Source organism: Mesorhizobium zhangyense, from assembly GCF_011045115.1.
In the GTDB taxonomy this organism is placed as follows: domain Bacteria; phylum Pseudomonadota; class Alphaproteobacteria; order Rhizobiales; family Rhizobiaceae; genus Mesorhizobium_M; species Mesorhizobium_M zhangyense.
In genome coordinates, this window is the sequence record NZ_JAAKZG010000003.1 from 268496 (window position 1) to 295042 (window position 26547).

27 protein-coding genes are annotated in these 26547 nt (G+C 61.3%); 8 read left to right on the forward strand and 19 right to left on the reverse strand.

Annotated features, from left to right (window positions below):
• Positions 1 to 17 precede the first annotated feature (17 nt).
• Positions 18 to 1667: an energy-dependent translational throttle protein EttA gene (gene ettA, locus G6N74_RS08130; protein WP_165116174.1), complete on the reverse strand. Its 1650-nt coding sequence runs from the start codon at positions 1665 to 1667 to the stop codon at positions 18 to 20.
• Between the two features lie 49 nt (positions 1668 to 1716).
• Here ettA and G6N74_RS08135 point away from each other — a divergent pair, with 49 nt between their 5' ends.
• A complete protein-coding gene (locus G6N74_RS08135; RefSeq protein WP_165116176.1) occupies positions 1717 to 2247 on the forward strand; it encodes a hypothetical protein in 531 nt (176 codons plus the stop codon).
• 8 nt (positions 2248 to 2255) lie between these two features.
• On the opposite strand, the gene G6N74_RS08140 is transcribed toward G6N74_RS08135, so the two are convergent.
• From G6N74_RS08140 to G6N74_RS08150, 3 genes are all read right to left on the reverse strand, one after another.
• The gene (locus G6N74_RS08140) at positions 2256 to 2693 is read right to left on the reverse strand and encodes a hypothetical protein (RefSeq protein WP_165116178.1); all 438 of its coding nucleotides are present in this window, start codon (positions 2691 to 2693) and stop codon (positions 2256 to 2258) included.
• Between the two features lie 85 nt (positions 2694 to 2778).
• Positions 2779 to 3540 (reverse strand): ABC transporter permease, encoded by a 762-nt coding sequence (locus G6N74_RS08145; protein WP_165116180.1) that lies wholly within the window; start codon positions 3538 to 3540, stop codon positions 2779 to 2781.
• Positions 3537 to 4466 carry an ABC transporter ATP-binding protein gene (locus G6N74_RS08150; protein WP_165116791.1) on the reverse strand — a complete coding sequence of 310 codons (930 nt, stop codon included), beginning with the start codon at positions 4464 to 4466 and terminating at the stop codon, positions 3537 to 3539. Before G6N74_RS08150 ends, G6N74_RS08145 begins: the two co-directional genes overlap by 4 nt.
• Before the next feature lie 257 nt (positions 4467 to 4723).
• On the opposite strand from G6N74_RS08150, the gene G6N74_RS08155 reads away from it, so the two are divergent.
• From G6N74_RS08155 to G6N74_RS08165, 3 genes are all read left to right on the forward strand, one after another.
• Positions 4724 to 5656, forward strand: a complete 933-nt coding sequence (locus G6N74_RS08155) for an alpha/beta fold hydrolase (RefSeq protein WP_165116182.1) — start codon at positions 4724 to 4726, stop codon at positions 5654 to 5656.
• Between the two features lie 90 nt (positions 5657 to 5746).
• Complete coding sequence (locus tag G6N74_RS08160; RefSeq protein WP_165116184.1) at positions 5747 to 6922, forward strand: CaiB/BaiF CoA transferase family protein; 1176 nt, start codon at positions 5747 to 5749, stop codon at positions 6920 to 6922.
• Positions 6919 to 8568 (forward strand): thiamine pyrophosphate-binding protein, encoded by a 1650-nt coding sequence (locus G6N74_RS08165; protein WP_165116186.1) that lies wholly within the window; start codon positions 6919 to 6921, stop codon positions 8566 to 8568. The genes G6N74_RS08160 and G6N74_RS08165 overlap by 4 nt, the downstream gene beginning before the upstream one ends.
• A 238-nt stretch (positions 8569 to 8806) precedes the next feature.
• Here G6N74_RS08165 and G6N74_RS08170 read toward each other — a convergent pair whose 3' ends face one another.
• The 7 genes from G6N74_RS08170 to aptA form a co-directional block, all read right to left on the reverse strand.
• Positions 8807 to 9919 (reverse strand): endonuclease/exonuclease/phosphatase family protein, encoded by a 1113-nt coding sequence (locus G6N74_RS08170; RefSeq protein WP_165116188.1) that lies wholly within the window; start codon positions 9917 to 9919, stop codon positions 8807 to 8809.
• Positions 9920 to 10041: 122 nt separating this feature from the next.
• On the reverse strand, positions 10042 to 11013 hold the full coding sequence (locus G6N74_RS08175; RefSeq protein WP_091912899.1) for an ABC transporter substrate-binding protein: 972 nt from the start codon (positions 11011 to 11013) through the stop codon (positions 10042 to 10044).
• Positions 11014 to 11036: 23 nt separating this feature from the next.
• The gene (locus G6N74_RS08180) at positions 11037 to 12158 is read right to left on the reverse strand and encodes an ABC transporter permease (RefSeq protein WP_165116190.1); all 1122 of its coding nucleotides are present in this window, start codon (positions 12156 to 12158) and stop codon (positions 11037 to 11039) included.
• Positions 12155 to 13090 (reverse strand): ABC transporter permease, encoded by a 936-nt coding sequence (locus G6N74_RS08185; RefSeq protein WP_165116192.1) that lies wholly within the window; start codon positions 13088 to 13090, stop codon positions 12155 to 12157. Before G6N74_RS08185 ends, G6N74_RS08180 begins: the two co-directional genes overlap by 4 nt.
• Positions 13083 to 13871, reverse strand: a complete 789-nt coding sequence (locus G6N74_RS08190) for an ABC transporter ATP-binding protein (protein WP_376767687.1) — start codon at positions 13869 to 13871, stop codon at positions 13083 to 13085. The genes G6N74_RS08185 and G6N74_RS08190 overlap by 8 nt, the downstream gene beginning before the upstream one ends.
• A 332-nt stretch (positions 13872 to 14203) precedes the next feature.
• Positions 14204 to 15454: a Zn-dependent hydrolase gene (locus G6N74_RS08195; protein WP_165116196.1), complete on the reverse strand. Its 1251-nt coding sequence runs from the start codon at positions 15452 to 15454 to the stop codon at positions 14204 to 14206.
• A 72-nt stretch (positions 15455 to 15526) separates the two neighbouring features.
• Complete coding sequence (gene aptA, locus G6N74_RS08200; protein WP_165116198.1) at positions 15527 to 16855, reverse strand: omega-aminotransferase AptA; 1329 nt, start codon at positions 16853 to 16855, stop codon at positions 15527 to 15529.
• 240 nt (positions 16856 to 17095) lie between these two features.
• Between aptA and G6N74_RS08205 the strand changes: the two genes are divergently transcribed.
• Both G6N74_RS08205 and G6N74_RS08210 read left to right on the forward strand, forming a co-directional pair.
• Entirely contained in the window at positions 17096 to 17731 is a 636-nt protein-coding gene (locus G6N74_RS08205; RefSeq protein WP_165116793.1) for a TetR family transcriptional regulator C-terminal domain-containing protein, read from the forward strand.
• 93 nt (positions 17732 to 17824) lie between these two features.
• Positions 17825 to 18133, forward strand: coding sequence for an EthD family reductase (locus G6N74_RS08210; protein ID WP_165116200.1), 309 nt, complete (start codon positions 17825 to 17827; stop codon positions 18131 to 18133).
• 11 nt (positions 18134 to 18144) lie between these two features.
• Here the strand turns inward: G6N74_RS08210 and G6N74_RS08215 are convergent, their stop codons facing one another.
• The 6 genes from G6N74_RS08215 to G6N74_RS08240 form a co-directional block, all read right to left on the reverse strand.
• Positions 18145 to 18522: a DoxX family protein gene (locus tag G6N74_RS08215; RefSeq protein WP_165116202.1), complete on the reverse strand. Its 378-nt coding sequence runs from the start codon at positions 18520 to 18522 to the stop codon at positions 18145 to 18147.
• 57 nt (positions 18523 to 18579) lie between these two features.
• Positions 18580 to 19038, reverse strand: a complete 459-nt coding sequence (locus tag G6N74_RS08220) for a carboxymuconolactone decarboxylase family protein (protein ID WP_165116204.1) — start codon at positions 19036 to 19038, stop codon at positions 18580 to 18582.
• A gap of 34 nt (positions 19039 to 19072) precedes the next feature.
• Complete coding sequence (locus tag G6N74_RS08225; RefSeq protein WP_165116206.1) at positions 19073 to 19570, reverse strand: RrF2 family transcriptional regulator; 498 nt, start codon at positions 19568 to 19570, stop codon at positions 19073 to 19075.
• 96 nt (positions 19571 to 19666) lie between these two features.
• Positions 19667 to 20065, reverse strand: coding sequence for a PaaI family thioesterase (locus tag G6N74_RS08230; protein WP_165116208.1), 399 nt, complete (start codon positions 20063 to 20065; stop codon positions 19667 to 19669).
• A 6-nt stretch (positions 20066 to 20071) separates the two neighbouring features.
• Complete coding sequence (preA, locus tag G6N74_RS08235) at positions 20072 to 21385, reverse strand: NAD-dependent dihydropyrimidine dehydrogenase subunit PreA (protein WP_165116210.1); 1314 nt, start codon at positions 21383 to 21385, stop codon at positions 20072 to 20074.
• Positions 21386 to 21387: 2 nt separating this feature from the next.
• Positions 21388 to 22752, reverse strand: coding sequence for an NAD(P)-dependent oxidoreductase (locus G6N74_RS08240; RefSeq protein WP_165116211.1), 1365 nt, complete (start codon positions 22750 to 22752; stop codon positions 21388 to 21390).
• A gap of 180 nt (positions 22753 to 22932) precedes the next feature.
• Between G6N74_RS08240 and G6N74_RS08245 the strand changes: the two genes are divergently transcribed.
• Both G6N74_RS08245 and G6N74_RS08250 read left to right on the forward strand, forming a co-directional pair.
• A complete protein-coding gene (locus G6N74_RS08245) occupies positions 22933 to 23214 on the forward strand; it encodes a type II toxin-antitoxin system ParD family antitoxin (protein WP_165116213.1) in 282 nt (93 codons plus the stop codon).
• The gene (locus tag G6N74_RS08250) at positions 23211 to 23513 is read left to right on the forward strand and encodes a type II toxin-antitoxin system RelE/ParE family toxin (protein ID WP_165116215.1); all 303 of its coding nucleotides are present in this window, start codon (positions 23211 to 23213) and stop codon (positions 23511 to 23513) included. Before G6N74_RS08245 ends, G6N74_RS08250 begins: the two co-directional genes overlap by 4 nt.
• Positions 23514 to 23528: 15 nt before the next feature.
• On the opposite strand, the gene G6N74_RS08255 is transcribed toward G6N74_RS08250, so the two are convergent.
• Positions 23529 to 23843: a hypothetical protein gene (locus G6N74_RS08255; RefSeq protein WP_165116217.1), complete on the reverse strand. Its 315-nt coding sequence runs from the start codon at positions 23841 to 23843 to the stop codon at positions 23529 to 23531.
• 127 nt (positions 23844 to 23970) lie between these two features.
• Positions 23971 to 26397, reverse strand: a complete 2427-nt coding sequence (locus tag G6N74_RS08260) for a GcvT family protein (RefSeq protein WP_165116219.1) — start codon at positions 26395 to 26397, stop codon at positions 23971 to 23973.
• Positions 26398 to 26547: the final 150 nt, after the last annotated feature.

The following is a 26547-nucleotide window of genomic DNA, read 5'->3' on the forward strand; positions in this document are numbered from 1 at the left end:
GCGCTGGTGGAATTCGGTTATCGCGTCAGCCGCTTGTAGGTCATGCGGTGCGGGTTGACGGCATCGGGGCCGAGGCGGCGGATCTTGTCCTTCTCGTAGTCCTCGAAGTTGCCTTCGAACCACTCGACATGGCTGTCACCCTCGAAGGCCAGCATATGCGTCGCCATGCGGTCGAGGAACATACGATCGTGGGAGATGATGACGGCGCAGCCGGCGTAATTTTCCAGTGCGTCTTCCAGTGCCGCCAGAGTTTCGGTGTCGAGATCGTTGGTCGGTTCGTCGAGGAGGAGAACGTTGCCGCCGGTCTTCAGCATCTTGGCGAGGTGCACGCGGTTGCGCTGGCCGCCGGAGAGATTGCCGACCTTCTGCTGCTGGTCGCCGCCACGGAAATTGAACGACGAACAATAGGCGCGCGTGTTGGCCTCGAACTTGCCGAGCTTGACCACTTCGGCACCGCCGGAAATCTCTTCCCAGACCGTTTTGTTGGCATCGAGCGCGTCGCGGCTCTGGTCGACATAGCCGAGCTTCACCGTCTCGCCGACGCGGACAGAGCCGGAATCGGGCGTCTCCTGGCCGGTGATCATCTTGAACAGCGTGGTCTTGCCGGCGCCGTTCGGGCCGATGACACCGACGATGCCGCCGGGCGGCAGCTTGAAGGTCAGGTTCTCGATCAGCAGCTCTTCGCCAAAACCCTTATTCAGGTCGGCAACCTCGATGACGACATTGCCGAGGCGCTCGCCATGCGGAATGACGATCTGCGTGTCGCTGGGACGGCGCTTGTCGGCAGCCTCCAGAAGATTTTCGAAGGCCTGGATACGCGCCTTGGACTTGGTCTGGCGCGCCTTGGGGCTGGAAGAAATCCACTCGCGCTCGCGGTTGATGGCGCGCTGGCGCGCATCGTCCTCACGGCCTTCCTGCTTGAGGCGCTTGGCCTTGGCTTCGAGATAGGCGGTGTAGTTGCCCTCATAGGGAATGCCGCGGCCACGGTCGAGCTCGAGAATCCAGCCGGTGACGTTGTCGAGGAAATAGCGATCGTGGGTGATGAGCAGCACCGCACCCTTGTAGGCGCGCAGGTGCTTTTCCAGCCAGGCCGTGGTCTCGGCGTCGAGATGGTTGGTCGGTTCGTCGAGCAGCAGAAGGTCCGGCTCGCTGAGCAGCAGCTTGCACAGCGCCACGCGGCGGCGTTCGCCGCCCGAAAGCTTGGTCACTTCCGAGTCCTTGGGCGGGCAGGCCAGCGCTTCCATCGCCATCTCGACCTGCTGTTCCAGGTCCCAGAGGTTCAGCCGGTCCATATCATCCTGGAGACGCGCCGATTCGTCGGCGGTCTCGTCGGAATAGTTCATCATCAGCTCGTTGTAGCGCTCGATGATGGCCGTCTTCTTGACGACGCCTTCCATGATGTTTTCGAAGACCGTCTTGGTCGCGTCGAGCTGCGGCTCCTGCGCCAGATAGCCGACGGTCGCACCGTCGGCGAGCCAGGCTTCGCCGCTCCACTCCTTGTCGAGACCGGCCATGATCTTGAGCACGGTCGACTTGCCGGCGCCGTTCGGGCCGAGAATGCCGATCTTCGCGTCCGGATAGAAGGAGAGATGGAGGTTTTCGAGGACTTTCTTGGTGCCGTAGGCCTTGTTGAGCCCGGCCATGTGATAGATGAACTGGCGTGCCACGCTTGGCTAATCCCTGATCTGTTTGCGGAAGTTGCGCGCTATGTAGGCGATGCCGGGCGAAACGGCAAATGCTTTTGGGGTGGGGGCGGCAGAGCCGCGTTCCGAATTTATTGACGGGGTACATAGAATGTTGAGCAGGCTTTGGCATCTGCAAGGGTCGGTCAAGCCCGGTTCGTCGCTGTCCGAGGAGATGGTCCTCGAACGCATATCCAAAATGCTGGAGGACCAGCACAAGACCGTCAGCCTCAGAAACTCAGATTCTATCGAGTTCAATCATCCGCTTTGGAGTGGCGGCGACCGGCTCAAAGCGTTGGCTCTCTACGATAAAGGCCGCATCTGGATCGATTGCCGCAGCGGCGCCACCGTCCTGCGCTACGAACTGCGAAGTCTTCACGCTGTCGTTTTCACCGGCTTTGCTTCGATCATGTTTGTAGCCTTGTATGGAGTGGCCGAAGAAGAAGGGGCGATGCAATTCGGCGCCGGTGTTTTCGCGTGGTTATATGGCGTAAACGTCCTGATCGCTTTGTTTCGAGTGCCGCGTCTTTTTAAGCACGCGTTGAACCCGGCTGAGGCCACCTAAATTCAAGGTCACGTCTCGTCAACAGCTGGAAATTGCTCGACATTCCAGTCGAATAACCCTCGCCTCATGAGCACTTTATAAGCTCGCTCGGCTGCAAGCCTCATTCGTTCCCAAACTTCCGTTCCTATGAGTTCTTCCAGCGCAGGGAGGATTTGGGGTGTCTCATCAGCTATAGCAGCCAAGACCCTACGATATTCATCAAGCGCCGACTGCTCCTCCCTGGAGAAGACTGGCTCCATGTAATGCTGAAGGATCTCATCGGACGCAAAATCTTCCCACTGATTGAACGCTTCATGTGGCACATGAACCAAGGGGACTTTCTTCTGATAGTCGCGCTGCAGTTGGTAAGACGAAACCCACTCCAAATATTCGATAATGTGATTGCGATACCGCTGATTCAGTAGAATCGTCGAAATCGGTTTCGAGTTTTGGTCGAATTCATCCATATTTCTAGAAACTGCTGAGATGGGCGTGCTTGTTTGATCCCATAGGCTGCCACAGAACAAAGTACCGCTCCAGCACCTTTGCTATCTAAACCTTGATCCGCCACCCCGTCTTGAATATCCACCACACCGCAACCAGACACGCCGCGAGGAACGCCAGCGTCATGGCGAGGCTGATGCCGATATTCACGTCGGCCACGCCATAAAAGCTCCAGCGGAAGCCGCTGACCAGATAAAGCACCGGGTTGAACAGCGTCACCTTCTGCCAGAAGGGCGGCAGCATATCGATGGAATAGAAACTGCCGCCGAGGAAGGTCAGCGGCGTCACGATCAGCAGCGGCACCAGTTGCAGCTTCTCGAAACCGTCGGCCCAGATGCCGATGAGGAAGCCGAACAGGCTGAATGTCACCGCCGTCAGCACGAGGAACAGCATCATCCACAGCGGATGCTCGATGTGCAGTGGTACGAAGAGCGCCGCGGTCGCAAGGATGATCAGCCCGAGGATGATGGATTTCGTCGCGGCAGCACCGACATAGCTGACGACAATCTCCAGCGAAGACACCGGCGCGGACAGCAGCTCGTAGATCGTGCCGACGAACTTTGGAAAATAGATGCCGAAGGAGGCATTGGAGATACTTTGCGTCAAAAGCGAAAGCATGATCAGCCCCGGCACGATGAAGGAGCCATAGCTGACGCCGCCGATTTCCTTCATATGCGAGCCGATGGCCGAGCCGAAGACGACGAAATAGAGCGACGTCGAGATGACCGGCGAGACGATGCTTTGCAGCAGCGTGCGCCATGTGCGGGCCATTTCGAACAGATAGATCGCGCGGATGGCATAAAAATTCATGACCGCTGCTCCCGCACCAGGCTGACAAAGATTTCTTCCAGCGAATTCTGCTTGGTTTGCAAATCCCGGAAGCGGATGCCCGCTTCGTTGAGGTCGCGCAGCAGCGTGGTTATGCCGGTGCGCTCCTGCTGGGTGTCGTAGGTATAGGTCAGCTCGTCGCCGTCCTGCGACAGTTCCAGCCCGTGCTTTTCAAGCGCGCCGGGAATGGTTTCCAGCACGCCCTGCAACTGAAGCGTCAGCTGCTTCTTGCCGAGCTTGCGCATCAGTTCGGCCTTTTCCTCGACCAGGATGATTTCGCCCTGGTTGATAACGCCGATGCGGTCGGCCATCTGCTCCGCCTCTTCGATGTAATGCGTGGTGAGGATGATGGTGACGCCGGTGTCGCGCAGCGAGCGCACGACCTCCCACATGTCACGCCTGAGTTCGACATCGACGCCGGCGGTCGGCTCGTCGAGGAACAGGATTTGCGGCTCGTGCGACAGCGCCTTGGCGATCATCACCCGGCGCTTCATGCCGCCGGAAAGGGTGATGATCTTGCTGTCCTTCTTGTCCCACAGCGAAAGCTCGCGCAGCACCTTCTCGATATGGACCGGGTTCTTCGGCTTGCCGAACAGGCCCCGGCTGAAGCTGACCGTTGCCCACACCGTCTCGAAGGCGTCGGTCGTCAGTTCCTGCGGCACCAGCCCGATCCGCGAGCGTGCGGCGCGGTAATCCTTGATGATATCGTGGCCGTCGGCCACCACCGACCCTTCGCTCGGATTGACGATGCCGCAGATGATGCTGATCAGCGTCGTCTTGCCCGCCCCGTTGGGACCGAGCAGCGCGAAGATTTCTCCCTTGCGAATATCGAGATTGATGTCCTTCAGCGCCTTGAAACCCGTGGCGTATGTCTTGGACAGATGGGAAACGGAAATGATCGGCTGCATGAAGGTGCCTGTCGATGGCCGCATTTGCGGTTGCTGTGGAGAATGCGGCGGAGAAGCCCGGGGCCCGAGTTGGGAAGCGAATGGAATATATGGTTCGCATTTCGATGCACAAGGGCAATCGGAGCCCCTCCTGACATCATCAGTGAAGAAAAAACATCCAAAGTTTCGTCATGAAATCCAAGGTCGGTGGATGGCAGCGCACGCTCCCTTGACGCGCCCATCGCCGTGGCCAACAGTCCGCAGTCGAGGGAGAAATCATGCCATTCGACAGCCAAAGGCTTCATGAGTCGCCAACCGGCGCAAAGCTCAACCTTTATATGAAGCGCGCCAAGGGTGCGCCGCGCGGCGTGATCCAGATCAATCACGGCCTGGCCGAACATGCCGCCCGTTACGCGCGCTTTGCCGACTTCATGGCCGCGCGCGGCTTTCACACCTACGCGCACGACCATCGCGGCCACGGCTACACCAAGGCGCCGGATGCGCCGCAGGGCATGTTCGGGATCACCGGCGGCGGCGATAAGGTCATCGCCGACATCGCCTCTATCCACGAGTTGATCCGCAAGGAGCAGCCATGGCTGCCGGTGATCATTTTCGGCCATTCGATGGGCGGCATGATCACCCTCAACTATGCCATGCGCCATCCCGAAGGGCTGCGCGGCGCAGCCATCTGGAACGCCAGTTTTTCTGCCGGGCTGCTCGGCCGTGTGGCGCAGGCGGTCCTCGCCTACGAGCGCTTCCGCCGCGGCTCCGACGTGCCGTCGCGCATATTGCCGAGGCTGACCTTTCAGGCCTGGGCGAAGAAAATACCCAACCACCGCACCGGGTTCGACTGGCTGTCGCGCGACCCGGTGGAGGTCGACAAATATGTCGCCGACCCGCTCTGCGGCTGGGATGCCAGCGTATCGCTATGGCAGGACCTGTTCGGCTTTGTCTTCAATGGCGCCGACGACGCCAGTTTTGCAAACGTGCCGAAGGACCTGCCGTTCAATATTGTCGGCGGCGAGAAGGACCCGGCAACCGATGGCGGCAAGGCCATAACCGACCTTGCCGGCCGTATGGAACGAATGGGCTTTTCGAATCTGGTTTCAAAGGTTTACGGGCAAACCCGCCACGAAAGCCTGAACGAGGTGAATCGCGATCTCGTCATGGAAGAGTTCGCCGCCTGGGCCGAACAGGTGGTGCGGAAATAAGGCCGCCACACGCTGGCACAGCGCACGAGTCGTGACAGGCTGGCGCAAGATTGTTACAGCGGACCAACGTCTGCAATTTTCAGGTCCTTCATGGCTCAACCTCCCCTTCACGGCATCCGCGTCATCGAACTTGCCCGCATTCTTGCCGGCCCATGGGCGGGCCAGTTGCTGGCCGATCTCGGCGCTGATGTCATCAAGGTCGAGAGCCCGGACGGCGGCGACGACACCCGCAAATGGGGGCCACCTTTCGTCGAGGGCCATGACGGCGAGAACCTTTCGGCCGCCTACTACCATTCCTGCAATCGCGGCAAGCGCTCGATCGCCGTGGATTTCTCGACGCCGGAAGGTGCCGAGACGGTCAAAAAGCTCGTCGCCACTGCCGACGTGCTGATCGAGAATTTCAAGCTCGGCGGGCTCAAGAAATACGGCCTCGACTATGAGAGCCTGAAGGCGATCAACCCGCGCCTCGTCTATTGCTCGATCACCGGCTTCGGCCAGGACGGCCCTTATGCGCCCCGCGCCGGCTACGATTTCATCGTGCAGGGCATGTCGGGCCTGATGTCGATCACCGGGCCGGCCGGCGGCGAGCCGCAGAAGGTGGGTGTGGCCGTCACCGACATTTTCACCGGCCTCTATTCGGTCGTCGCCATTCAGGCGGCCTTGCGTCACGCGGAAGCCACCGGCCAGGGCCAGCAGATCGACATGGCGCTGTTCGACGCGCAGATGTCGGTGCTTGCCAACCAGAACCTGAACTATCTCGTCTCGGGCGTCCCGCCGAAGCAGATGGGCAATGCCCATCCCAACATCGCGCCTTATGAAGTGCTGCCGGTGAAGGACGGGCATTTCATCCTCGCCGTCGGCAATGACGGACAGTTCCGCAAATTCTGCGCCGTTGTCGGGCTGGATGCTATGGGCACCGACCCGCTTTATGCGACCAATGCCGCGCGCGTGGCGAACCGCGTCCCGCTACGCGAAGCCATGGTTGCCGCCCTGGCAAAGTTCGAGCGCGAGGCGCTGCTGGCGGAACTGGAAAAAGCAGGCGTGCCGGCAAGCCCGATCAACACCATCGGCGAGGCATTCGCCGACCCACAGGCAATCGCGCGCGGCATGCGGCTCGATCTCGATGACGGCCACGGCAACAAGCTGCCATCGGTGCGCGCGCCGATGGTGATGAGCGCGACACCGCTGGTCTATGAGCGGCCCTCGCCGCGGCTTGGCGAGCACACGGCGGAAATTCTGGCGGAACTGGAGAAGGCAGGCGGATGAAGACTGGCGGAAAACTGATCGTCGAAGCCCTCGAAGCCAATGGCGTCGACCGCATGTATTGCGTGCCCGGCGAATCCTATCTCGCAGTGCTCGACGCGCTCTACGATTCCTCCATCAAGAGCGTCGTCTGCCGCCAGGAAGGCGGCGCTGCGATGATGGCCGATTGCCACGGCAGGCTGACCGGCAAACCCGGCATCTGCTTCGTCACCCGCGGCCCCGGCGCGACCAACGCCTCGGCCGGCATTCACATCGCCATGCAGGATTCCATCCCGCTCATCATGTTCATTGGCCAGGTCGCAAGCCACGCCCGCGAGCGCGAGGCGTTTCAGGAAGTCGACTACCGCGCCTTCTTCGGCCCGATCGCCAAATGGGCGACCGAGATCGATGATGCGTCGCGCATCCCCGAAATCCTCACGCGCGCCTTCTCCATCGCGACATCCGGCCGCCCCGGCCCAGTCGTGATCGCGCTGCCGGAAGACATGCTGACGAGCGAGGTTGAAGCGCCTGCCGCCCTGCCCTTCACGCCGGTCGAAACCCGGCCCGGAGAGGCGGAACTGGCCGAACTGGAACGACTGCTCACCGGCGCCAAGCGCCCCTTCGCCATTCTTGGCGGCTCGGGCTGGAACGAAGGGGCCGTCGCCGGTTTCCAGGAGATTTCCGAAAACTGGTCGCTGCCTGTCGGCGTTTCCTTCCGCCGCCAGATGCTGTTCGACCATCTGCACCCGAACTATGCCGGCGATGTCGGCATCGGCATCAACCCGAAGCTCGCCGCCCGCGTCAAGGAAGCCGACCTGATCCTGCTGGTTGGCGGACGCTTCGGCGAAATGCCGTCGTCCGACTACACGCTGATGAAAAGCCCCTACCCGGACCAGACCCTTGTGCATGTCCACCCGGACACCAGCGAGCTTGGCCGCGTCTATCGCCCGACGCTCGCCATCAATGCCTCGCCGACCGCGTTCACGCAGGCTTTCGCCAAGAGAAAAGGGCCGTCATCTCCGGGCTGGGCAGAGGCGACCGCTGCGGCACACTCAGATTATCTCGCATGGTCGACGCCGCCTGAAACCGGCCCCGGTGCCGTGCAGATGGGGCCGATCATGACCTATCTGGAAAAGGTGCTGCCGGAAGACGCGATCCTGACCAACGGCGCCGGCAACTACGCCACCTGGGTGCACCGCTTCCATCGCTTCCGCCGCTTCGCCACGCAGGGCGCGCCGACTTCCGGCTCGATGGGCTATGGCACACCGGCGGCGGTCGCGGCCAAGGGGCTGTTTCCCGACCGCGAGGTGGTCTGCTTTGCCGGCGACGGCTGCTTCCTGATGAACGGCCAAGAGTTCGCAACGGCTGTGCAGTATGATCTGCCGATCATCGTCATCGTCGTCAACAACGGCATCTACGGCACCATCCGCATGCATCAGGAGCGCGAGTATCCCGGCCGTGTCGAGGCAACCGACCTGAAGAACCCGGATTTCGCAGCACTTGCGCGCGCCTATGGCGGCCATGGTGAGACGGTTGAACAGACCGCCGATTTTGCTCCGGCCTTCGAGCGCGCTCGGGCGAGCGGGAGGCCATCGATCATCGAAATCAAGCTCGACCCGGAAGCGATCACGCCGACGCGGACGATGACGGATATTCGCGAGAAGCGGTAGGGTTTAGCGAAGAGCCCCTCAGCAAGAGCCCCCTCTCCGTCTCGGCTTCGCCGAGCCACCTCTCCCCCATTTCATGGGGGCGAGGAACCGGCACCAGCCGAGGGTCGCGGAAGTTCGGAGCGTTTCAGGACTTGGGTTCTTCGCCCCTGCGAAGCGGGGGAGAGGTGGCGCGCGAAGCGCGACGGAGAGGGGGATTTTCCGCAGCGCCGAAAACAACCGAGTAAATCCCCTCTAAACTTCAAACATCAATATCCACCCACACCGCCGCATGATCCGATCCCGCATCATGCGGCTTGGTTAGCTCAGCGTAGCAATCCCATCGCCGTGGCCGCGAGCCCGGCCACATGCCCGTCCGAAACACCCCTCCCACTTCCACCTTCTCGAACAGTTTCGGCGACAGCAGGATATAGTCGATCTTGTTACCGGCGTTGCACAGGCCGAACGTGCCGGGAAAGCCGCCATTGTCAAAACCCGGATGCGTAAAGACATCCCTCAGGTTCGTGCCATCGATCAGCGGCTTCAGCGGGGCGCTGCCCGGCGTATCGTTGAGGTCGCCCAGCACGACGACCAGCTCGTTGCCTGCCGCCACCAGCCCCTCATAGATCGCCTTGACGCGCTCCGCCTGCGAACGCCGCTTGGCGTTGGAAGTAGCAGGCGAGCCGAACCCCTTGCTCTTGAAATGGTTGACCATGACGATGAGCGTCTTGCCGGACGGCAGCGTTACGTGGAATTCGGGGCAGTCGCGCGAAAAGATCCGCTCGCCGTTCGGCGCGAGATCATCGACGTGGCTGCGCATAAGGCCGATGACATGATCCGGCTTGGTCACCAGCCCGACATCGATGCCGCGCTCGTCATTGCCGTCGATGACCATCACCTGCCGGAACGCGGTGCCACCGATCGCCGGCAGGATCGTGTCGTTGAAGGCGGCAAGCACCGGGCGGCTCTCGGCCTCCACGACCGCGAGGATATCGGCCTCGACATCGATCATGACGCGGGCGGTGTTGCGCATGGAATGTTCGTTCACCGGCTCGTCGCGCAGTTCGAGCGAGCCGACCCAGTCGGCGCGGCCGTCTGCCAGAATCTCGATGCCACCGGCCGTCGGCCTCTTCAGCAGTCCGCCACGGTTGCGGCGCAGGATGACGAAGGGGCCGGTGTCTGATTTTTCAAGGCCGAGCTTGATCATCAGCTCGACCATCTTTGTCTTCATCGCCGGCGTGTAGGTGATTTCGCCCAGAAGCGCATTGAGCGCGGCGAAGGCCTCCAGAACCGGACGGCCCTCCTCCCAACTGTCGAGGTTCATCGCCTTGGCGCGATCGAACAGGTTTTCGACATTGTAGCTTGCGATCCGCATGGCTTGGTCCTCGAACAAGAATGCAGGAGCACCAATCGTCTCACGGCCCGGTTGCGGTGTCATGACACCAAAAAGGGGCGGTCGCCCGCCCCTTTACTGTCTTGCGCTTTGGAAAGCGGATTTTACTTGATCGCCTTGTCGGTGATCACCGTCGTGAAGGCGCCTTCAGGCTCCTTGGTGATGATCTTCTGTGCCAGCAGGGCGGCTGCCGTGCGCTCGTAAGCGGCCGGGATCAGCTTGCCGTCGGCATTGTCGATCAGCTTGGCGACTTCGCCCATCATGCGCTTCTGGTGGTTCTCGTCCTGGCCGCCGTTTTCCACGACGATGCCGGCAGCCTCATCCGGGTTCTCTGTGGCGTATTTCCAGCCCTTCATCGAGGCACGCACGAACTTGACCATCTTTTCCTCGAAGGCCGGGTCCTTGAGCTTGTCGCCAAGCGCATAGAGGCCGTCTTCCAGAAGGTCGTTACCCATCTCGGTGTAGTTGAAGACAGTGAGGTCCTCAGGCTTGAAGCCGGCATCGATCAGCTGCCAGTATTCGTTATATGTCATGACCGAGATGCAGTCGGCCTGCTTCTGGATCAGCGGCTGCACGTCGAAGCTCTGCTTGAGAACGGTCACGCCGTCCTTGCCGCCTTCGGTCGGCAGGCCGAGCTTGTTCATCCAGGCGTAGAACGGATATTCGTTGCCGAAGAACCAGACGCCGAGCGTGTGGCCCTTGAAGTCGGCTTCGGTCTTGATCGGGCCGTCTTTCGGGCAGACCAGTTCCATGCCGGCCTTCTTGAAAGGCTGGGCGATGTTGACCAGCGGAACGCCCTTTTCGCGGGCAGCCAGCGCACCGCCCATCCAGTCGACGATCACGTCCGCGCCGCCGCCGGCGATCACCTGCTCGGGCGCGATATCGGGACCGCCCGGCTTGATGTCGACGTCGAGGCCTTCCTCTTCATAAAAGCCCTTGTCCTTGGCGACGTAGTAGCCGGCAAACTGCGACTGCGTCACCCATTTGAGCTGCAACGTCACCTTGTCGGCCGCCCAAGCCTGGACAGCCGCCAGCGACATCGCGCCGGCCAGCATGGAAACCATCAGTTTTTTCATTTTTTTCACCCTCTGAAGTGCGCCTACCCACCACGGACAGACGGATGCCAAAACGTAACGGCCCTTTCGACAAGGGCTATCGCGCCATAGAAGACCGAACCCGCAAGTGCTGCAACCGCGATTTCAGCCCAGACCATATCGATATTCATGCGGCCGACCTCCGTCGAAATGCGGAAGCCCATACCGACGACGGGGGTGCCGAAGAACTCCGCGACGATGGCGCCGATCATCGCCAGCGTGGAATTGATCTTCAGCGCGTTGAAGATGAACGGGGCAGCGGCCGGCAGCCTGAGCTTGAACAGTGTCTGCCAGTAGCTGGAGGCGTAAGTGCGCATCAGGTCGCGCTCCATGTGCCCGGAGGCGGCAAGGCCGGCGACCGTGTTCACCAGCATCGGGAAGAAGGTCATGACGACGACGACGGCAGCCTTGGAAGGCCAGTCGAAGCCGAACCACATCACCAGAATGGGCGCCACGCCGATGATCGGCAGAGCAGAGACCATGTTGCCGATGGGCAGCAGCCCGCGCCGCAGGAACGGCACGCGGTCGGCAAGGATGGCCGTGGCAAAGCCCGCGCCGCAGCCGAGGATGTAGCCTGCGACCACCGACTTGAAGATCGTCTGGTTCACATCCGCCCACAGGATTGGCAGGGAATTCGCAAGCCGCACGCCGATAGCGCTGGGCGGCGGCAGGAGCACGAAGGGAATGCCGGCGCCGCGCGTGATCGCTTCCCACAGGATCAGGATCCACGCGCCGAAGATGACGGGGATCAGTAGGCGCAGCAGCGTATTCGCCAAGCGATCCACCGGGCGTAGCACCGACAGCACGGTCACGCAGCGCCAGGCCAGCAGCCACCCCGCTATTATCAGCAGGAAGAACGAGGTTCGCGCCGTCCCCTCATTGCCGGTGATTCCGGCAATGAGCAGCCAGGCCGCGCCATGCGCGCCGACGAACAGAATGGCGGCGGAAATCAAGTTCGGCACGGGAAGTGCAGACGCCAACGCGGCACCGGCGACAAGGACAAAGATCAGCGCGGTCGTGCCGCCGCTATAGGGAGCAGCCGCACCCGCCAGCGGCAGCATGATGGCCGCAGCCACGCAGAAAAGCAGCGCCAGCCCCGCCTGCCATGAAAGCTTCAGCCCGCTCATGCCGGCCTCCCGCCCATGGAGCGCTCGACGATGTTGCCGACGATGCCGACGACAGTAACCAGCAGGATCGCCACGACCGAGCCCGCGACGAGGGCCGCCCATATGTCGATGGTCTGGCTGTAATAGGAGCCGGAGAGCAGCTTTGCGCCGATGCCGGCAACAGCACCCGTCGGCAGTTCGGCAACGATCGCGCCGACGAGGCTTGCCGCCACCGCAACCTTCATCGAGGCAAACAGAAACGGCACGGAGGCCGGCACGCGCAGCTTCCAGAACGTCTGCGAGGCGCTGGCATTATAGGTGTGCATCAGGTCGAGATGCATCAGTTCGGGCGAGCGCAGGCCCTTCACCATGCCGACCGCGACGGGGAAGAACGACAGATAGGTCGAGATCAGCGCCTTGGGGATGACGCCAGTGATACCAATCGCGGCAAAAACGACCACCACCATCGGCGCAATCGCCAGGATGGGAATGGTCTGCGAGGCGATGATCCACGGCATCAGGCTGCGGTCGAGCGAGGTGAAATGCACGATGCCGACAGCAATCAGAATGCCGAGCGCCGTGCCAAAGGCAAAGCCCAGCAGCGTCGACGAAAGCGTCACCCAGGCATGGTAGACGAGGCTGCGGTTGCTGGTGACTTTTCGCAGGAAGGTGTTTTCAAAGAAATTCGCCGCCACCTGATGCGGCGCCGGCAGCGTCGGCTTGGGCTGCGACCACGTCTTGCCGACGAACTCGACAAAGCCCGGCGTCTCGCCAGCGCGCCGATCGAGATCGCGCTGGAACGGCCCGTTTAGGATGACGGCGAAGACATACCAGACGATGACCAGCCCGGCGAGGATGGAGACGACCGGAAACACACTGCCGGCAGCGATGCGGGAGAAGAGACCTGCTGAGGCGGCCTGAGGATGCGCCAGGTTTGTAGCGGCCTCAGTCATAACTATGCCCCGCCCTCAGACCGTCCCGCACCCGCGCGGCAATGGCCAGGAATTCCGGTGACTCGCGAATGTCCAGCGGGCGCTCGTGCGGCAGCGTCGATTCGATGACGTCGGTGACACGGCCGGGGCGCGGCGACATGACGACGATGCGCGTCGAGAGATAGACCGCTTCCGGAATCGAATGGGTGACGAAGCAGATCGTCTTGTTGGTGCGCTTCCAAAGTTCGAGAAGCTGCTCGTTGAGGTGGTCGCGCACGATCTCGTCAAGCGCGCCGAAGGGCTCGTCCATCAGCAGAAGGTCGGCATCGAAGGCCAGCGCACGCGCGATCGAGGCGCGCTGCTGCATGCCGCCGGACAGCTGCCAGGGAAATTTCTTTTCGAAGCCCGACAGGTTGACCAGTTCCATGGTGCGCTTGATGCGCGCTTTCTGGTCGACCCCGGAAATGCCCATGATCTCCAGCGGCAGCGCGATGTTGCGCTCGATGGTGCGCCATGGATAGAGCGCGGCAGCCTGGAAGACATAGCCATAGGCGCGCGCCTGCCGTGCCTGCTCCGGTGTCATGCCATTGATGGAAATGGTGCCGGAGGTCGGCTTTTCCAGATCGGCGATAACGCGCAGGAACGTCGTCTTGCCGCAACCGGACGGGCCGATGAAGGAAACGAATTCGCCCTTCTTGATGGTCAGGTCGACATCGGACAGCGCCTGCACGGGGCCGTCTCCGGTCTGGAAGGTGAGACCGAGTTTCCTGGCTTCGACGACAGTTTGTTGTGCTGGCTGCAAGCTGGCTCTTTCCAAAAATTCCATCGCTCTATTAGAGCAGTTTTCCGACGATGGGGACACTGGCGGATAGGGGGAAGATTCGCGAAAACAACAACATAATCGCCGACCTTGATTCAGTTTGAATCAGGCCGGCCTGCTGTCGACAAGACACGGCAACTGCCGTCCGCCAACGCCCGGTAGCGTTGCGGCCCCCATGCCAAAATCCCGCCCTGCACAAAGATGCAGCCGGTCATGGCGCGCCATTCTCGATTTTTCCGATCATACTCCCAGTTCCCCTTTTTGGACCGCGCGCTTCTGTCGAGCGCGTCGGGCCAGTCAAAAAATGCAGGTAGTTACTCCACGATCACCGCCGTTTCGACAACCGCGTGGAACAGCACGTCGCAGCCGCCGGCGGCCCATTCCGGGAAGATTTCCTCGGCCTCGTTGTGGCTGAGCCCGTCGACGCAGGGGCAGAAGACCATGGCCGTCGGCGCGACACGATTGATCCAGCAGGCATCGTGGCCGGCGCCAGAAACGATGTCGCGGTGCGAGTAGCCAAGGCGAACGGCCGCATCGCGGATCGCCTTGACGCAGCCTTCGTCAAAAGTCACCGGGTCGAAATGGCCGACCTGCTCGATCTCGAAGGAAATATCGAGCGCCTCGCAGATGGTCGAAATGCCGTCGCGGATGCGCTCGTCCATCTCGTCCAGCACTTCCTTGTTAGGCGAGCGGATGTCGATGGTGAAGACGGTGCGGCCGGCGATGATGTTGCGCGAGTTCGGATAGACTTCCATGTGGCCGATCGCGCCGACGGCGTCTGGCTGGTAGTCCATGGCGATCTCGTGCACCAGTTCCGTCACGCGTGCCATGCCCAGCCCGGCATTGCGGCGCTTGGGCATCGGCGTCGAGCCGGTATGCGCCTCCCTGCCGGTCAGCGTCACCTGCAGCCATTTCAGGCCCTGGCCATGAGTGACGACGCCGATATCGATCAGCTCGTCCTCCAGGATCGGTCCCTGCTCGATGTGAAGCTCGAAGAACGCCTTCATCTTGCGTGCGCCGACCTTCTCCTCGCCTTTCCAGCCGATGCGCTCCAGCTCATCGCCGAAAAACTTGCCCTCGGCGTCCTTGCGGTCGTAGGCCCAGTCCTGCTTGTGGACGCCGGCAAAGACGCCGGAAGCGAGCATTGCCGGGGCAAAGCGGGTGCCCTCCTCGTTCGTCCAGTTGGTGACGACGATCGGGTGTTTGGTCTTGATACCGAGATCGTTGAGCGAGCGGATGACCTCGAGCCCGCCGAGCACGCCCAGCACGCCGTCAAACTTGCCGCCGGTCGGCTGCGTATCGAGATGGGAGCCGACATAGACCGGCAGCGCGTCCGGGTCGGTCCCTTCGCGGCGGGCAAACATCGTGCCCATCTGGTCGACGCCCATTTCGAGCCCGGCCTCGTCGCACCACTTCTTGAAGAGGTTACGCCCCTCGCCATCGAAGTCGGTCAGCGTCTGGCGATTGTTGCCGCCGGCGATGCCGGGCCCGATCTTCGCCATCTCCATCAGCGAATCCCACAAACGATCTGAATTGATTCGCAAATTTTCGCCGGGGGCGGCCATGCTCGTCCTACTCTAAAAAACTCTTGCAATATGAAACGCCGGGAAGCCTTTCGGCATCCCGGCGTTACTGTGTTAGTCGATCAGATTCAACACTTCACGCACATGATCGATCAGTTCGTCGATCTGGCCCTTGGTGATGATCAGCGGCGGCGACAGCGCGATGATGTCGCCGGTGGTGCGGATCAGCGCGCCGCGCTCGAAGGCTTTCACGAAGGCCGAAAAGGCGCGCTTGGTCGGCTCGCCGGCAATCGGCTGAAGCTCGATCGCGCCGATCAGGCCGATGTTGCGGATGTCGATGACGTTCGGCTCGCCCTTGAGCGAGTGCAGCGCGTCTTCCCAGTAGGGAGCAAGTTCGGCACCGCGTGTCAGCAGCCCCTCTTCCTTGTAGGTGTCGAGCGTGCCGAGAGCGGCTGCCGAGGCGATCGGATTTCCCGAATAGGTGTAGCCGTGGAAAAACTCGATCATGTGTTCCGGGCCGGTCATGAAGGCGTCGTGGATTTCCTTCGTGACGAACACCGCGCCCATTGGGATGACGCCGTTGGAGACGCCCTTGGCGGTCGTGATGATGTCCGGCGTGACGCCGAAATAATCCGCCGCGAACGGCGTGCCGAGGCGACCGAAACCGGTGATGACCTCGTCGAAGATCAACAGGATGCCGTGCTTGGTGCAGATGTCGCGCAGCTTCTGCAGATAGCCCTTCGGCGGAATGAGAACGCCGGTGGAACCTGCAACCGGCTCGACGATGACAGCAGCGATGGTCGAAGCGTCATGCAGCGCGACGATCCGCTCCAGTTCGCTGGCGATATCGGCGCCATGTTCCGGCTCGCCGCGGCTGAAGGCGTTCTTTTCCGGCAGATGGGTGTGCGGCATGTGGTCGACGCCGGTCAAAAGCGTGCCGAACATCTTGCGGTTGGTGACGATGCCGCCGACGGAAATGCCGCCGAAATTGACGCCGTGATAGCCGCGCTCGCGGCCGATGAGGCGGGTGCGCGAGCCCTGGCCCTTCACGCGCTGATAGGCGAGCGCGATCTTCAGCGCGGTATCGACCGATTCCGAACCGGAATTGGTGAAGAACACATGGTCCATGCCCTTGGGCGCGATGTCGACCAGGCGGTTCGCCAGCTCGAACACGATGGGATGGCCCATCTGGAAAGCCGGCGCATAGTCGAGCACAGCGGCCTGGTTCTGGATCGCCTCGGTGATTTTCGGACGGCAGTGGCCGGCATTCACGCACCACAGGCCGGCGGTGCCGTCGAGGATCTTGCGGCCGTCGCTTGCGGTGTAATGCATGTCCTTGGCCGCGACCATCATGCGCGGCGCCTGCTTGAACTGCCGGTTCGAGGTGAACGGCATCCAGAATGCGCTGAGATCGTTCGGCGCGATATTTTTTCTATTCGACATGACCAAGCTTTTCCCTTGTGTCCCCTGTTTCGATACGGCCAACGCTTGGTCTTTGCTTCGCTTCTGTGCTACGCAAATTTTGACCGATTGGACAAACGTTAGCACCGCCAGATGGGCGGTCAAGGGAATAGTAGCCCAGATGCGCGGGCAAAATCGCGTTCCACACAACGAGAGAAACTGGTCCAGCGGATTGGGCCACAGCCGGTACTCTCCCGGCTTCGCGAAGAGGCCGCAATGACCATGGAAGGCTCAACCGCTCCGCGTCGCACCCGCATCCAGCAGGAGAAGCGCGAGCTCATTCTGGAAGCAGCACTTGAGGTGTTTTCCGTCAACGGCTTTCGCGGTTCGACCATCGACCAGATCGCGGAAGCTGCGGGCATGTCGAAGCCGAACCTGCTCTACTATTTCCGCCGCAAGGAGGACATCCACGAAACGCTGATGGAGCGCCTGCTGGAAACCTGGCTGGCGCCGCTGCGCGAACTGGACGACATCGGCGACCCGATGACGGAACTCAGAAGCTATATCCGCCGCAAGCTGGAAATGGCGCGCGACTTTCCGCGCGAAAGCCGGCTCTTCGCCAACGAGATCATCCAGGGGGCGCCGCGCATCATGCCGCTTCTGGAAGGCGAGCTGAAAACGCTGGTGGACGAGAAGGCCGCCGTGATCCGCGGCTGGATGCGCAGCGGCAAGATCGCCAAGACCGACCCCTATCACCTGATTTTCTCTATCTGGGCGACGACCCAGCATTATGCCGATTTCGATGTGCAGGTTCGCGCCGTTCTAGGCTCCGACCGCGGCGGCGAAGGCCGCTTCGAAGACGCCGCGCGCTTCCTCGAAAACCTGTTTATTCAGGGCCTTCTGCCCAAGCGCGACTGATCCATCGGATGCACGAATAGGGGACTTTGGTCCGGGTTCTCAACATTCCGGCGATAGTTCATCGTGCCTTCGCTTTCAGCGGAGGAGACGTCGATGGCTAAGCTCATAGCAATGTACAAGACACCGAAGGATGCGGCCGCTTTCGACCGCTATTATTTCGCCACCCATGTGCCGCTCGCCAAGAAGATACCCGGCTTGCGCAAATATGACGTCAGCACCGGCACGGTCGAGACGCCCGGTGGCCCTGCCGGCTATCATCTCGTGGCTACGCTTCAGTTCGATTCGCTTGCAGCCTTAAAGACCGCGCTTGGTTCGCCCGAGGGACAGGCGGCCGCCGGCGATATCCCCAAATTTGCCGATGGCGGCGCGGATCTGTTTTTCTTCGACACCAAGGACGTTTAGCCGGCGACGGCCTATGCCGAAGCCGCCATGGCAAGGATGAAACCGCCTGTCAGCGCGATATTGGCAACGACGCCATTGATGCGGGCGGCGCGCTCGGCACCTTGATGGTCCCAGAAATTGTGGAACATCAGGGTGGCGACGATCAGGAACCCGATCAGCCCCGCCGCCGCCAGCGCCGTCCAAAGACCGGCGATCAGCAAAGCGCCGCCGACAATCTGCACGATGATGCCAGCCCATAGCAGCAAGCCAGCCTGCGGCACACCGCGCGCGGTCATGATGCTCGTCAGCAAAGGCCTGTTTGCGATGTTGCGGATGCCGGCGAAAACAAAGGCACCGCCGAGCAGAAGGCGGCCGGCAAAGGCGAGTGCGGGAAGCGTGTCTTCGAACATGATTATCTCCTTGCGAGGGCGGCCCGACGGCCGCCCTTCTGGCAATTGATTGAAAGGTCAGGCCGCCTTGGCTCTCTCTACCGGATGAATGGCGTGGAAGGGTACGCACAGACGGTTCCAGACATTGATCATGCCGACAGCGACAGAGAGCTTCACGAGTTCCTGCTCGCTGAAATGCTCCAGCATCTCCGTATAGAGGCTGTCCGTCACCGGCTTGTCGGCGAGCCACGTCAGCGTTTCCGTCCATTCGAAGGCGGCGCGTTCGCGGTCGGAATAGAGCGGCGATTCCCGCCAGGCGGAGACGAGATAGACACGCTGCTCGCTCTCGCCGTCAGCGCGTGCTTCGCGCGTGTGCATGTCGACGCAATATGAGCAGCCATTGATCTGCGATGCCCGAAGCTTGATCAGATGCAGCAGGCTCTTTTCGAGGCCGCACTGATCAACCTTTGCGTTGAGGGTTTGCACGGCTTTCAGCAGTTCCGGATCGGCTTTGAAGAATTCGAGACGTGGTTTCATTGTCTTTTCCTTTCCTTAGGGTGATTGATGAGGTTCAGGCCTGTGGCCGCTGGTTGCGGGCGAGATACCCGCAGGCGAATGTGATGGCGCGCGGATCGGCATCGGCCTGATAGCCGGCGATGATGTCCGAAAGTTTGGTTTCGGCCAGAACCGCGCGATAAGCCCGCTCGGCCCGCAACATGGCGGCATTGATGCCGCAGGGTTTGGTGTAGGCAGCCGGCTCCAGCTTGCCCGGGCCACGCTGCCGGATTTCAGCGCAGCGGAATGCAGGCTCCCTGCCCTCGACCGCCAGCACGATATCGAGAAGGCTGATGCGGTCGGGCGTGCGCGCAAGACGATAGCCGCCATGCGGTCCGGACACGGATTCGAAAACCCTCGCCGCCACCAGTTCCTTCAGATGCTTGAGCAGATAGCTCGGCGACACGCCGTGATACTCGGCCAATGCGCTCGCCGGCAGCGTGCGCCCCTCTTCGAGGCCTGCCAGCATATTCGCGCAGTGGATTGCCGCTTCGACCCCATCACCCAGCTTCATCGTTCATCTCCGATTATGGACAATTTATATCATGGATATTTTTTATCTACAATAAGAAAACAAAAAACCGCAGCACGAAACATGCCGCGCGGTTTGCTACGCCATCTTCCAGATAGTCCCCTGCGCAGCAGCGCAGAGTTTTTCAGTTCCACCATCAACGGCGAGGATATCGCAGGCGCAGACCGCCTGGTTCGCGCCGCTGCCGATCACCCTGGCGCGGGCTATCAACCGAGCGCCCTTGGCCGGGCGCAGGTAGTTTATCTTGAACTCCAGCGTCAGCACCTTGATGCCAAGGACGGAGCCGCCGGCGAAGGTAAGCGCGTTGTCGGCCAGATAGCTCAGTATGCCGCCATGGGCGAAGCCATTCTGCTGCAGGTGCTCCGGCTTCAAATCCAGCGCGAGCTCCGCCGCGCCTTGCTCGAAAACCAGAAGCTCGGTTCCCAGCAAGGCGCTGAAGGGTTGTGCGGCAAGTACTTTCCGTCCGGTTTCCAGCATGCGGCTTTACTCGGCCGCCACCTTGGCCATCGGATTGTTGGGATGCTGCGTCCAGTTTGCATAGACCGGCGAGACCGGCTGGCCCGTCCGCTGGTCCATTACGCCTGCGGCCAGCGGCTCCATGGTGATGCAGTTCTCCACCGGGCAGACATTGACGCAGAGATTGCAGCCGACGCATTCAGCCTCGATCACCTCGAAGTGGCGCACGCCATCGACCATGTTGGTGATCGCCTGATGCGAGGTGTCCTCGCAGGCGATGTGGCACCGGCCGCACTTGATGCAGGCATCCTGGTCGATATGCGCCTTGGCGACATAGTTGAGGTTGAGATACTGCCAGTCGGTGACATTGGGCGTAGCGCGGCCGATGACGTCGTCGAGCGAGGCATGGCCCTTCTCGTCCATCCAGTTCTTCAGCCCCTCGATCATCTCCTGGACGATCTTGAAGCCATAAGTCATCGCCGCCGTGCACACCTGCACATTACCCGCACCCAGCGCCATGAACTCGGCCGCATCGCGCCAAGTGGTGATGCCACCAATGCCAGAGATCGGCAGGCCACGCGTTTCGGGATCGCGCGCGATCTCGGCCACCATGTTAAGTGCGATCGGCTTGACCGCCGGGCCGCAATAGCCGCCATGGCTGCCCTTGCCGCCGATGGAAGGCTCGGGCGAGAACGTGTCGAGATTGACTGCTGTGATCGAGTTGATCGTGTTGATCAGCGACACGGCATCCGTGCCGCCGGCATGCGCGGCGCGCGCCGGCTTGCGGATGTCGGCGATGTTGGGCGTCAGCTTGGTGATAACCGGCATGCGCGTGTACTGCTTGCACCAGCGCACGACCATTTCGATATATTCCGGCACCTGGCCGACGGCGGCACCCATGCCGCGCTCCGACATGCCGTGCGGGCAGCCGAAATTGAGCTCGATGCCGTCAGCCCCCGTCTCTTCGACCACCGGCAGGATCGCCTTCCAGGCATTCTCCTCGCAAGGCACCATGATGGAGGCGATCAGCGCCCGGTCGGGCCAGTCGCGCTTGACCTGCTTCATCTCCTGCAGATTGATCTGAAGCTGCCGATCGGTAATCAGCTCGATGTTGTTGAGGCCCAGCAACCGACGGTCGGCACCCCAGATCGCGCCGTAGCGCGGGCCGTTGACATTGACGACCGGCGGACCTTCTTCGCCCAGCGTCTTCCAGACCACGCCGCCCCAGCCGGCCTGAAAGGCGCGGATGACGTTGTAGGCCTTGTCGGTCGGGGGCGCGGACGCCAGCCAGAACGGGTTCGGCGACTTGATGCCAACGAAATTGTTGCGGATATCTGCCATGCTCATGCCCTCCCGTTAGAGGTGAGTGCCCGGTGGATGCTCTCTGCCGCGTCACGCCCTTGCGCGACCGCCGAAACCGTCAAATCGTCGCCGCCCAGAATGCAGTCGCCGCCGGCCCATACCTTGGCAAGCGAAGTACGGCCCTCGGCATCGACGACGATCCTGCCGCCTTCCATGGTGATCGACGCGCCGCTGCCATTGAGCGCTGCCGGCTCGAACGCCTGGCCGATCGCCTTGAACACCTGGTCGGCAACCAGCCGGACCGTCTCGCCGGTGCCCGAAAGCTTATCACCTTTCAGCGCGGTGTATTCGAGCTCGATGGCCGAGACCTTGCCGTTTTCGGCAATGACCTGTTTAGGCTGGAGCCAGTGGCGGATGATAACACCGTTGGCGGTGGCGAGATCCTGCTCGAACTCGGAAGCGTTCATATGCTCCTGGCCGCGCCTGTAGCAGATCGTCACCTCTTCCGCGCCGAGCAGCTTCGACTGCACGGCAGCATCGATGGCCGTCATGCCGCCGCCGATGACGACGACGCGCCGTCCGACCGGCAGCTTGCCGAGATCGCTGGACTGGCGAAGATCTGCGATGAATTCGACGGCGTTCTCGACGCCCGCCGCATCCTCGCCTTCGGCGCGCAACGCGTTGATGCCGCCGAGGCCGAGGCCAAGGAACACCGCGTCGTAGCTCTTGGTGAGTTCGGACAGCGAATAGTCGCGGCCGAGCGCCTTGCCATTCTCGATGGCGATGCCACCGATGGCGGTCACGTAATCGACCTCGGCCTGCGCGAAATCGTCGGTGCTCTTATAGGCGGCAATACCATATTCGTTGAGACCGCCGGCTTTCGGCTTGGCTTCAAGAACGGTCACTTCATGGCCGTGGCGAGCGAGGCGATGCGCGGCGGCAAGCCCGGACGGGCCTGCACCAACCACGGCGATCTTCTTGTTGGTCGGCAGCGCGCGCTCGTAGAACTGCTTGTTCTGTTCCATCGCGATGTCGGTGGCATAGCGCTGGAGCCGGCCGATCTGCACCGGCTTGCCCTCTGCAACCTCACGCACGCAGACCTCTTCGCACAACGTTTCGGTCGGACAGACGCGGGCGCACATGCCGCCAAGGATGTTCTGGTCGAAGATCGTCTTGGCCGAACCGACCGGGTTTCCGGTCGATATCTGGCGAATGAACATCGGGATATCGATCGACGTCGGGCACGCCTGCATGCACGGCGCATCGTAGCAAAAATAGCAGCGATCGGATTCGACCAGCGCCTCATGATGATCGAGCGGCGGATGCAGATCCGAAAAATTCTCGGCATACTGCGCCGGCGCGAGACGCCCTCCGGCTATGCCTTCCTTGAATTGACCTTCGGCCATTCCAGTTCCCCATTATTGTGGTTTTGAGGAGAGGCTAGCACGTTTTATTTTTTTATCAATTGGTCAATTTTCTGGATAAGCAATTGAATTGGCAGGATAAAAATATGATCAAGTTAGTCATGTTTTATCCGGTATGATATTTTCATACTTCACGCTACACTGCGCTGAGAGGAACAGCACATGTCCAGCATTGAAAAACGCACGATCAGCCTCCCGGCAGAGCACGCCGCCTTTGTAGACGCCAAGGTGGCGGCTGGTGACTATGCCTCGGTAAGCGAGGTCGTACGCGCCGGATTGAGAGCGCTGCAAGAACGGGACGCTGCTGTAGAACGCTGGCTGCGGGAAGACGTGGCACAGGCTTACGATGCCATGCAAACAGATCCTCAGCGCGGTATCGAAGCGAAAACGGTTTTCGATGAAATCCGCGCCCATCATGCAGCGAAGATGAAAGGCAGGGCGTGAAGCGCCGAAACGTCATCTTCGCACCCGAAGCGCGCCACGATCTTTTTCAAATCTACGAATGGGTTGCCGTTGCCACCAGTCCTATCGTGGCACTCGACTACATCGAACGAATCGAATCGTGGTGCCTTGCCTTTGATCTTGCCGGGGAACGTGGCCGCAAACGCGACGATATAAGACCCGGTATACGCATTACCGGCTTCGAGCGGCGGATGACGATTGCGTTCACTGTTACCAGCGAGCAAGTGACGATCTTGCGCTTGTTTTATGGTGGGCAAGACTGGGAATCGGAGTTCGTCTAAACGCCGGTTGCCAACTCAGCGGCATGAGCCGGAATAAGACCCCGACCCGATAGGCGGGCACCCCGGCTTCATGACGGGCACCTGCGGTTGCTGCTGCGGCACGATCCGGCGATCCTGCTCGCGGTTGAACTGCTGCTGCAGTTGGAAGATCTCGCGCTGCTGGATGCCCTGCTGGATAGCCTGATTCTGAATGTTGATCTGGGCCGCCCTCGCCTGCGCGGCTGCCTGTTCGGAAGCAGTCTGGGCAGATGCACCAGGAATGCCCGCGCCAAGCGCCATCGCTATCGTGAGAACGCCGAGCGCCGATTTTATCGCAGGATACGAACGCATGACCGTCGCCTTCATCAAGTCTGGAACCACACAGCCTAAATGTAGGGCGTTATTGCTCCGATTCCATGATGAATCTGTCCAGCGCGCGCAAATGTGAATTGCGCCGCCATCCATCCATCTCGGCAAACTACCCCCGCATCCGGCCCTGATTGGCATCGAACAGCGGTGCGGCCTGCATCCGCGCCGAATGCCGCTTGCCGAGCAGTTCGATCTCAAAACCGTCCGTCTCCTCGGCAATCTCCTTCGGCACATAGCCCATGGCGATGGAAACTTTCGCACCATGCGCATAGCCGCCGGAAGTTACCCAGCCCCTCACCTCATCCTTGAACCAGATCGGTTCGTCGCCGATAACGTCGGCATCCGTTGCGTCCATCACGAAGGTGCGCAGGCGCAGCTTGCCGCCTTCCTTGCGCTCGGCAATTGCTGCCGCCTTGCCGATGAAATCCGCATCCTTGCCGTAGGCTACGAAACGGTCGAGGCCGGCTTCCAGCGGCCCATAGATCGGCCGGTATTCGCGCGCCCAGGAGCCATAGTTCTTTTCCAGCCGCAGCGCATTCAGCGCCCTAGACCCGAACAGGCCGAGCGAAAACTCCTCACCGGCATCCATCAGCACCTGAAAAACGTGGCGCTGGTATTCCGGTTCGATCCAGATCTCGTAGCCAAGATCGCCGGTGTAGCTGACGCGCCCGACCAGGCATGGCGCCATGCCGATATCGAGCGTTCTGATATCCATGAACTTGAAAGCATCCGCCGAAACATCGGCGCGCGTCACCTTGCTCAAAAGCTCGCGCGCCTTCGGACCGGCGATGGAAAGTCCGGTGAGTTTCTGGCCGGCCGCCTCGAGGCTTATAGAGCCGTCCGCCGGAAGATGCTTTTCGAACCAACGCATATGATACTGCTCGGCGATGCCGGAGCCGGCGACGAACCATTCGCCATTGCCGAGATTGGCCAGCGAAAAGTCGCCGATCAGCTTGCCGTCTTCCTTCAGCATCGGGGCAAGCGTCATGCGGCCGGGCTTCGGCAGTTTGCAGGCGAGCAGCCGGTCGAGCCAGGCTTCAGCGCCCTGCCCCTTCAGGCGATATTTGGCGAAGCTCGAAATCTCCGACAGGCCGACGCCCTCGCGAACAGTCTTCACCTCATTCGCGACATGCTCGAAATCGCTGGAGCGCCGCCATGAGAACTCGTCCTTGACGCCTTCCGGCGCATACCACAGCGGCACTTCCAGCCCATAGGCCACGCCCCATTGCGCGCCCTTGGCCGAAAGCAGGTCGTAGATCGGCGTCGTCTTCAGCCCACGGCCGGCCGGCAGTTCCTCATTGGGAAAGCGGATGGAGAACCGCCGCGAATAGTTTTCGCGCACCTTGGCATTGGTGTAGCGCATAGAGGCCCAGTCGCCGTAGCGCGAAATATCCATCGCCCAGATATCGGCGCCCGGATCGCCATGGATCATCCAGTTCGCAAGCGCCAGCCCGACGCCACCGCCTTGGCTGAACCCGGCCATGACACCGCAGGCCGACCAGAAGCCTGGCAGTCCACGCACCGGCCCGACCAGCGGGTTGCCGTCCGGCGCGAAGGTGAAGGGGCCGTTGATGATCTGCTTGATGCCGGTGTTCTGGAAAGCCGGGAAATGGCGGAACCCAACCTCCAGCGACGGCGCAATGCGATCGATGTCCGGCTCCAGCAATTCGTGGCCAAAGTTCCACGGCGTGGAAAATTCGGACCACGGCTTGTTGGCTTTCTCATAGGTGCCCATGAGCATGCCGCCGCGCTCCTGGCGCAGGTAGAGCTCGCCGTCGAAATCGACGGCGTGGATGATCTCGGTGCCGGTCTTGTCGTTCCACGCCTTCACATCGGGCATGTCCTCGGTGATGAGGTACATGTGCTCCATGGCGAGCACCGGCAGTTCCAGCCCGACCATGCGGCCGACTTCGCGCGCCCACAACCCGCCGGCATTGACGACATGTTCGGTGATGATCTCGCCCTTGTTGGTGATGACGCGCCACAGGCCGTCCACACGACGCACGATGTCCTCGACCTTGGTGAAGCGCTCGACCTCGGCGCCAAGCTTGCGCGCCGCCTTGGCGTAAGCATGGGTGACGCCGGAAGGATCGAGGTGCCCGTCCTCCGAATTGCGAACCGCACCGACGAATTGTTTCGGATCGAGCAGCGGCATAAGCTCCGCCGCCTCCTTCGCCGATATCTCCTCGAGATCGAGGCCGAGATAGCGTCCCTTGGCGACGACGCCGCGCAGCCAGTCCATGCGCGCCTCGGTCGCGGCCAGAAGCACGCCGCCGGTGACATGCACGCCGGTCGCCTGGCCGGAAAGCTCCTCGATCTCCTTGTAGAGGCTGATCGTGTATTTCTGCAGTTTGGCGACGTTCGGGTCGCCATTGATCGTGTGCATGCCGCCGGCCGCATGCCATGTCGAGCCGGAGGTCAGCTCGTCGCGCTCCAGAAGCACGACATCGGTCCAGCCGTGCCGCGCCAGATGAAACAGCACGGAGCACCCAACGACGCCTCCACCTATGACCACGACCTGCGCATGCGATTTCATGATTTTGCTCTGTTTTCAGTGAGTTAGGTTGGTTTTGGGATTCTGGATGGGAAGTGGTTGAATCGAAGCCTCAGTTCGGGACCGATTTTGACATCATGAACGTCACGGCATGAATCCCCGGGTCTGCACTCCGCTTCGCGTCGCTTGCCC

Coding starts and splice junctions, on each gene's coding strand:
- G6N74_RS08135 (WP_165116176.1), top strand. CDS start 1,717: ATGCCGGGCGAAACGGCAAATGCTTTTGGGGTGGGGGCGGCAGAGCCG.
- G6N74_RS08140 (WP_165116178.1), bottom strand. CDS start 2,693: ATGGATGAATTCGACCAAAACTCGAAACCGATTTCGACGATTCTACTG.
- G6N74_RS08145 (WP_165116180.1), bottom strand. CDS start 3,540: ATGAATTTTTATGCCATCCGCGCGATCTATCTGTTCGAAATGGCCCGC.
- G6N74_RS08150 (WP_165116791.1), bottom strand. CDS start 4,466: ATGCAGCCGATCATTTCCGTTTCCCATCTGTCCAAGACATACGCCACG.
- G6N74_RS08155 (WP_165116182.1), top strand. CDS start 4,724: ATGCCATTCGACAGCCAAAGGCTTCATGAGTCGCCAACCGGCGCAAAG.
- G6N74_RS08160 (WP_165116184.1), top strand. CDS start 5,747: ATGGCTCAACCTCCCCTTCACGGCATCCGCGTCATCGAACTTGCCCGC.
- G6N74_RS08165 (WP_165116186.1), top strand. CDS start 6,919: ATGAAGACTGGCGGAAAACTGATCGTCGAAGCCCTCGAAGCCAATGGC.
- G6N74_RS08170 (WP_165116188.1), bottom strand. CDS start 9,919: ATGCGGATCGCAAGCTACAATGTCGAAAACCTGTTCGATCGCGCCAAG.
- G6N74_RS08175 (WP_091912899.1), bottom strand. CDS start 11,013: ATGAAAAAACTGATGGTTTCCATGCTGGCCGGCGCGATGTCGCTGGCG.
- G6N74_RS08180 (WP_165116190.1), bottom strand. CDS start 12,158: ATGAGCGGGCTGAAGCTTTCATGGCAGGCGGGGCTGGCGCTGCTTTTC.
- G6N74_RS08185 (WP_165116192.1), bottom strand. CDS start 13,090: ATGACTGAGGCCGCTACAAACCTGGCGCATCCTCAGGCCGCCTCAGCA.
- G6N74_RS08195 (WP_165116196.1), bottom strand. CDS start 15,454: ATGGCCGCCCCCGGCGAAAATTTGCGAATCAATTCAGATCGTTTGTGG.
- aptA (WP_165116198.1), bottom strand. CDS start 16,855: ATGTCGAATAGAAAAAATATCGCGCCGAACGATCTCAGCGCATTCTGG.
- G6N74_RS08205 (WP_165116793.1), top strand. CDS start 17,096: ATGGAAGGCTCAACCGCTCCGCGTCGCACCCGCATCCAGCAGGAGAAG.
- G6N74_RS08210 (WP_165116200.1), top strand. CDS start 17,825: ATGGCTAAGCTCATAGCAATGTACAAGACACCGAAGGATGCGGCCGCT.
- G6N74_RS08215 (WP_165116202.1), bottom strand. CDS start 18,522: ATGTTCGAAGACACGCTTCCCGCACTCGCCTTTGCCGGCCGCCTTCTG.
- G6N74_RS08220 (WP_165116204.1), bottom strand. CDS start 19,038: ATGAAACCACGTCTCGAATTCTTCAAAGCCGATCCGGAACTGCTGAAA.
- G6N74_RS08225 (WP_165116206.1), bottom strand. CDS start 19,570: ATGAAGCTGGGTGATGGGGTCGAAGCGGCAATCCACTGCGCGAATATG.
- G6N74_RS08230 (WP_165116208.1), bottom strand. CDS start 20,065: ATGCTGGAAACCGGACGGAAAGTACTTGCCGCACAACCCTTCAGCGCC.
- preA (WP_165116210.1), bottom strand. CDS start 21,385: ATGGCAGATATCCGCAACAATTTCGTTGGCATCAAGTCGCCGAACCCG.
- G6N74_RS08240 (WP_165116211.1), bottom strand. CDS start 22,752: ATGGCCGAAGGTCAATTCAAGGAAGGCATAGCCGGAGGGCGTCTCGCG.
- G6N74_RS08245 (WP_165116213.1), top strand. CDS start 22,933: ATGTCCAGCATTGAAAAACGCACGATCAGCCTCCCGGCAGAGCACGCC.
- G6N74_RS08255 (WP_165116217.1), bottom strand. CDS start 23,843: ATGCGTTCGTATCCTGCGATAAAATCGGCGCTCGGCGTTCTCACGATA.
- G6N74_RS08260 (WP_165116219.1), bottom strand. CDS start 26,397: ATGAAATCGCATGCGCAGGTCGTGGTCATAGGTGGAGGCGTCGTTGGG.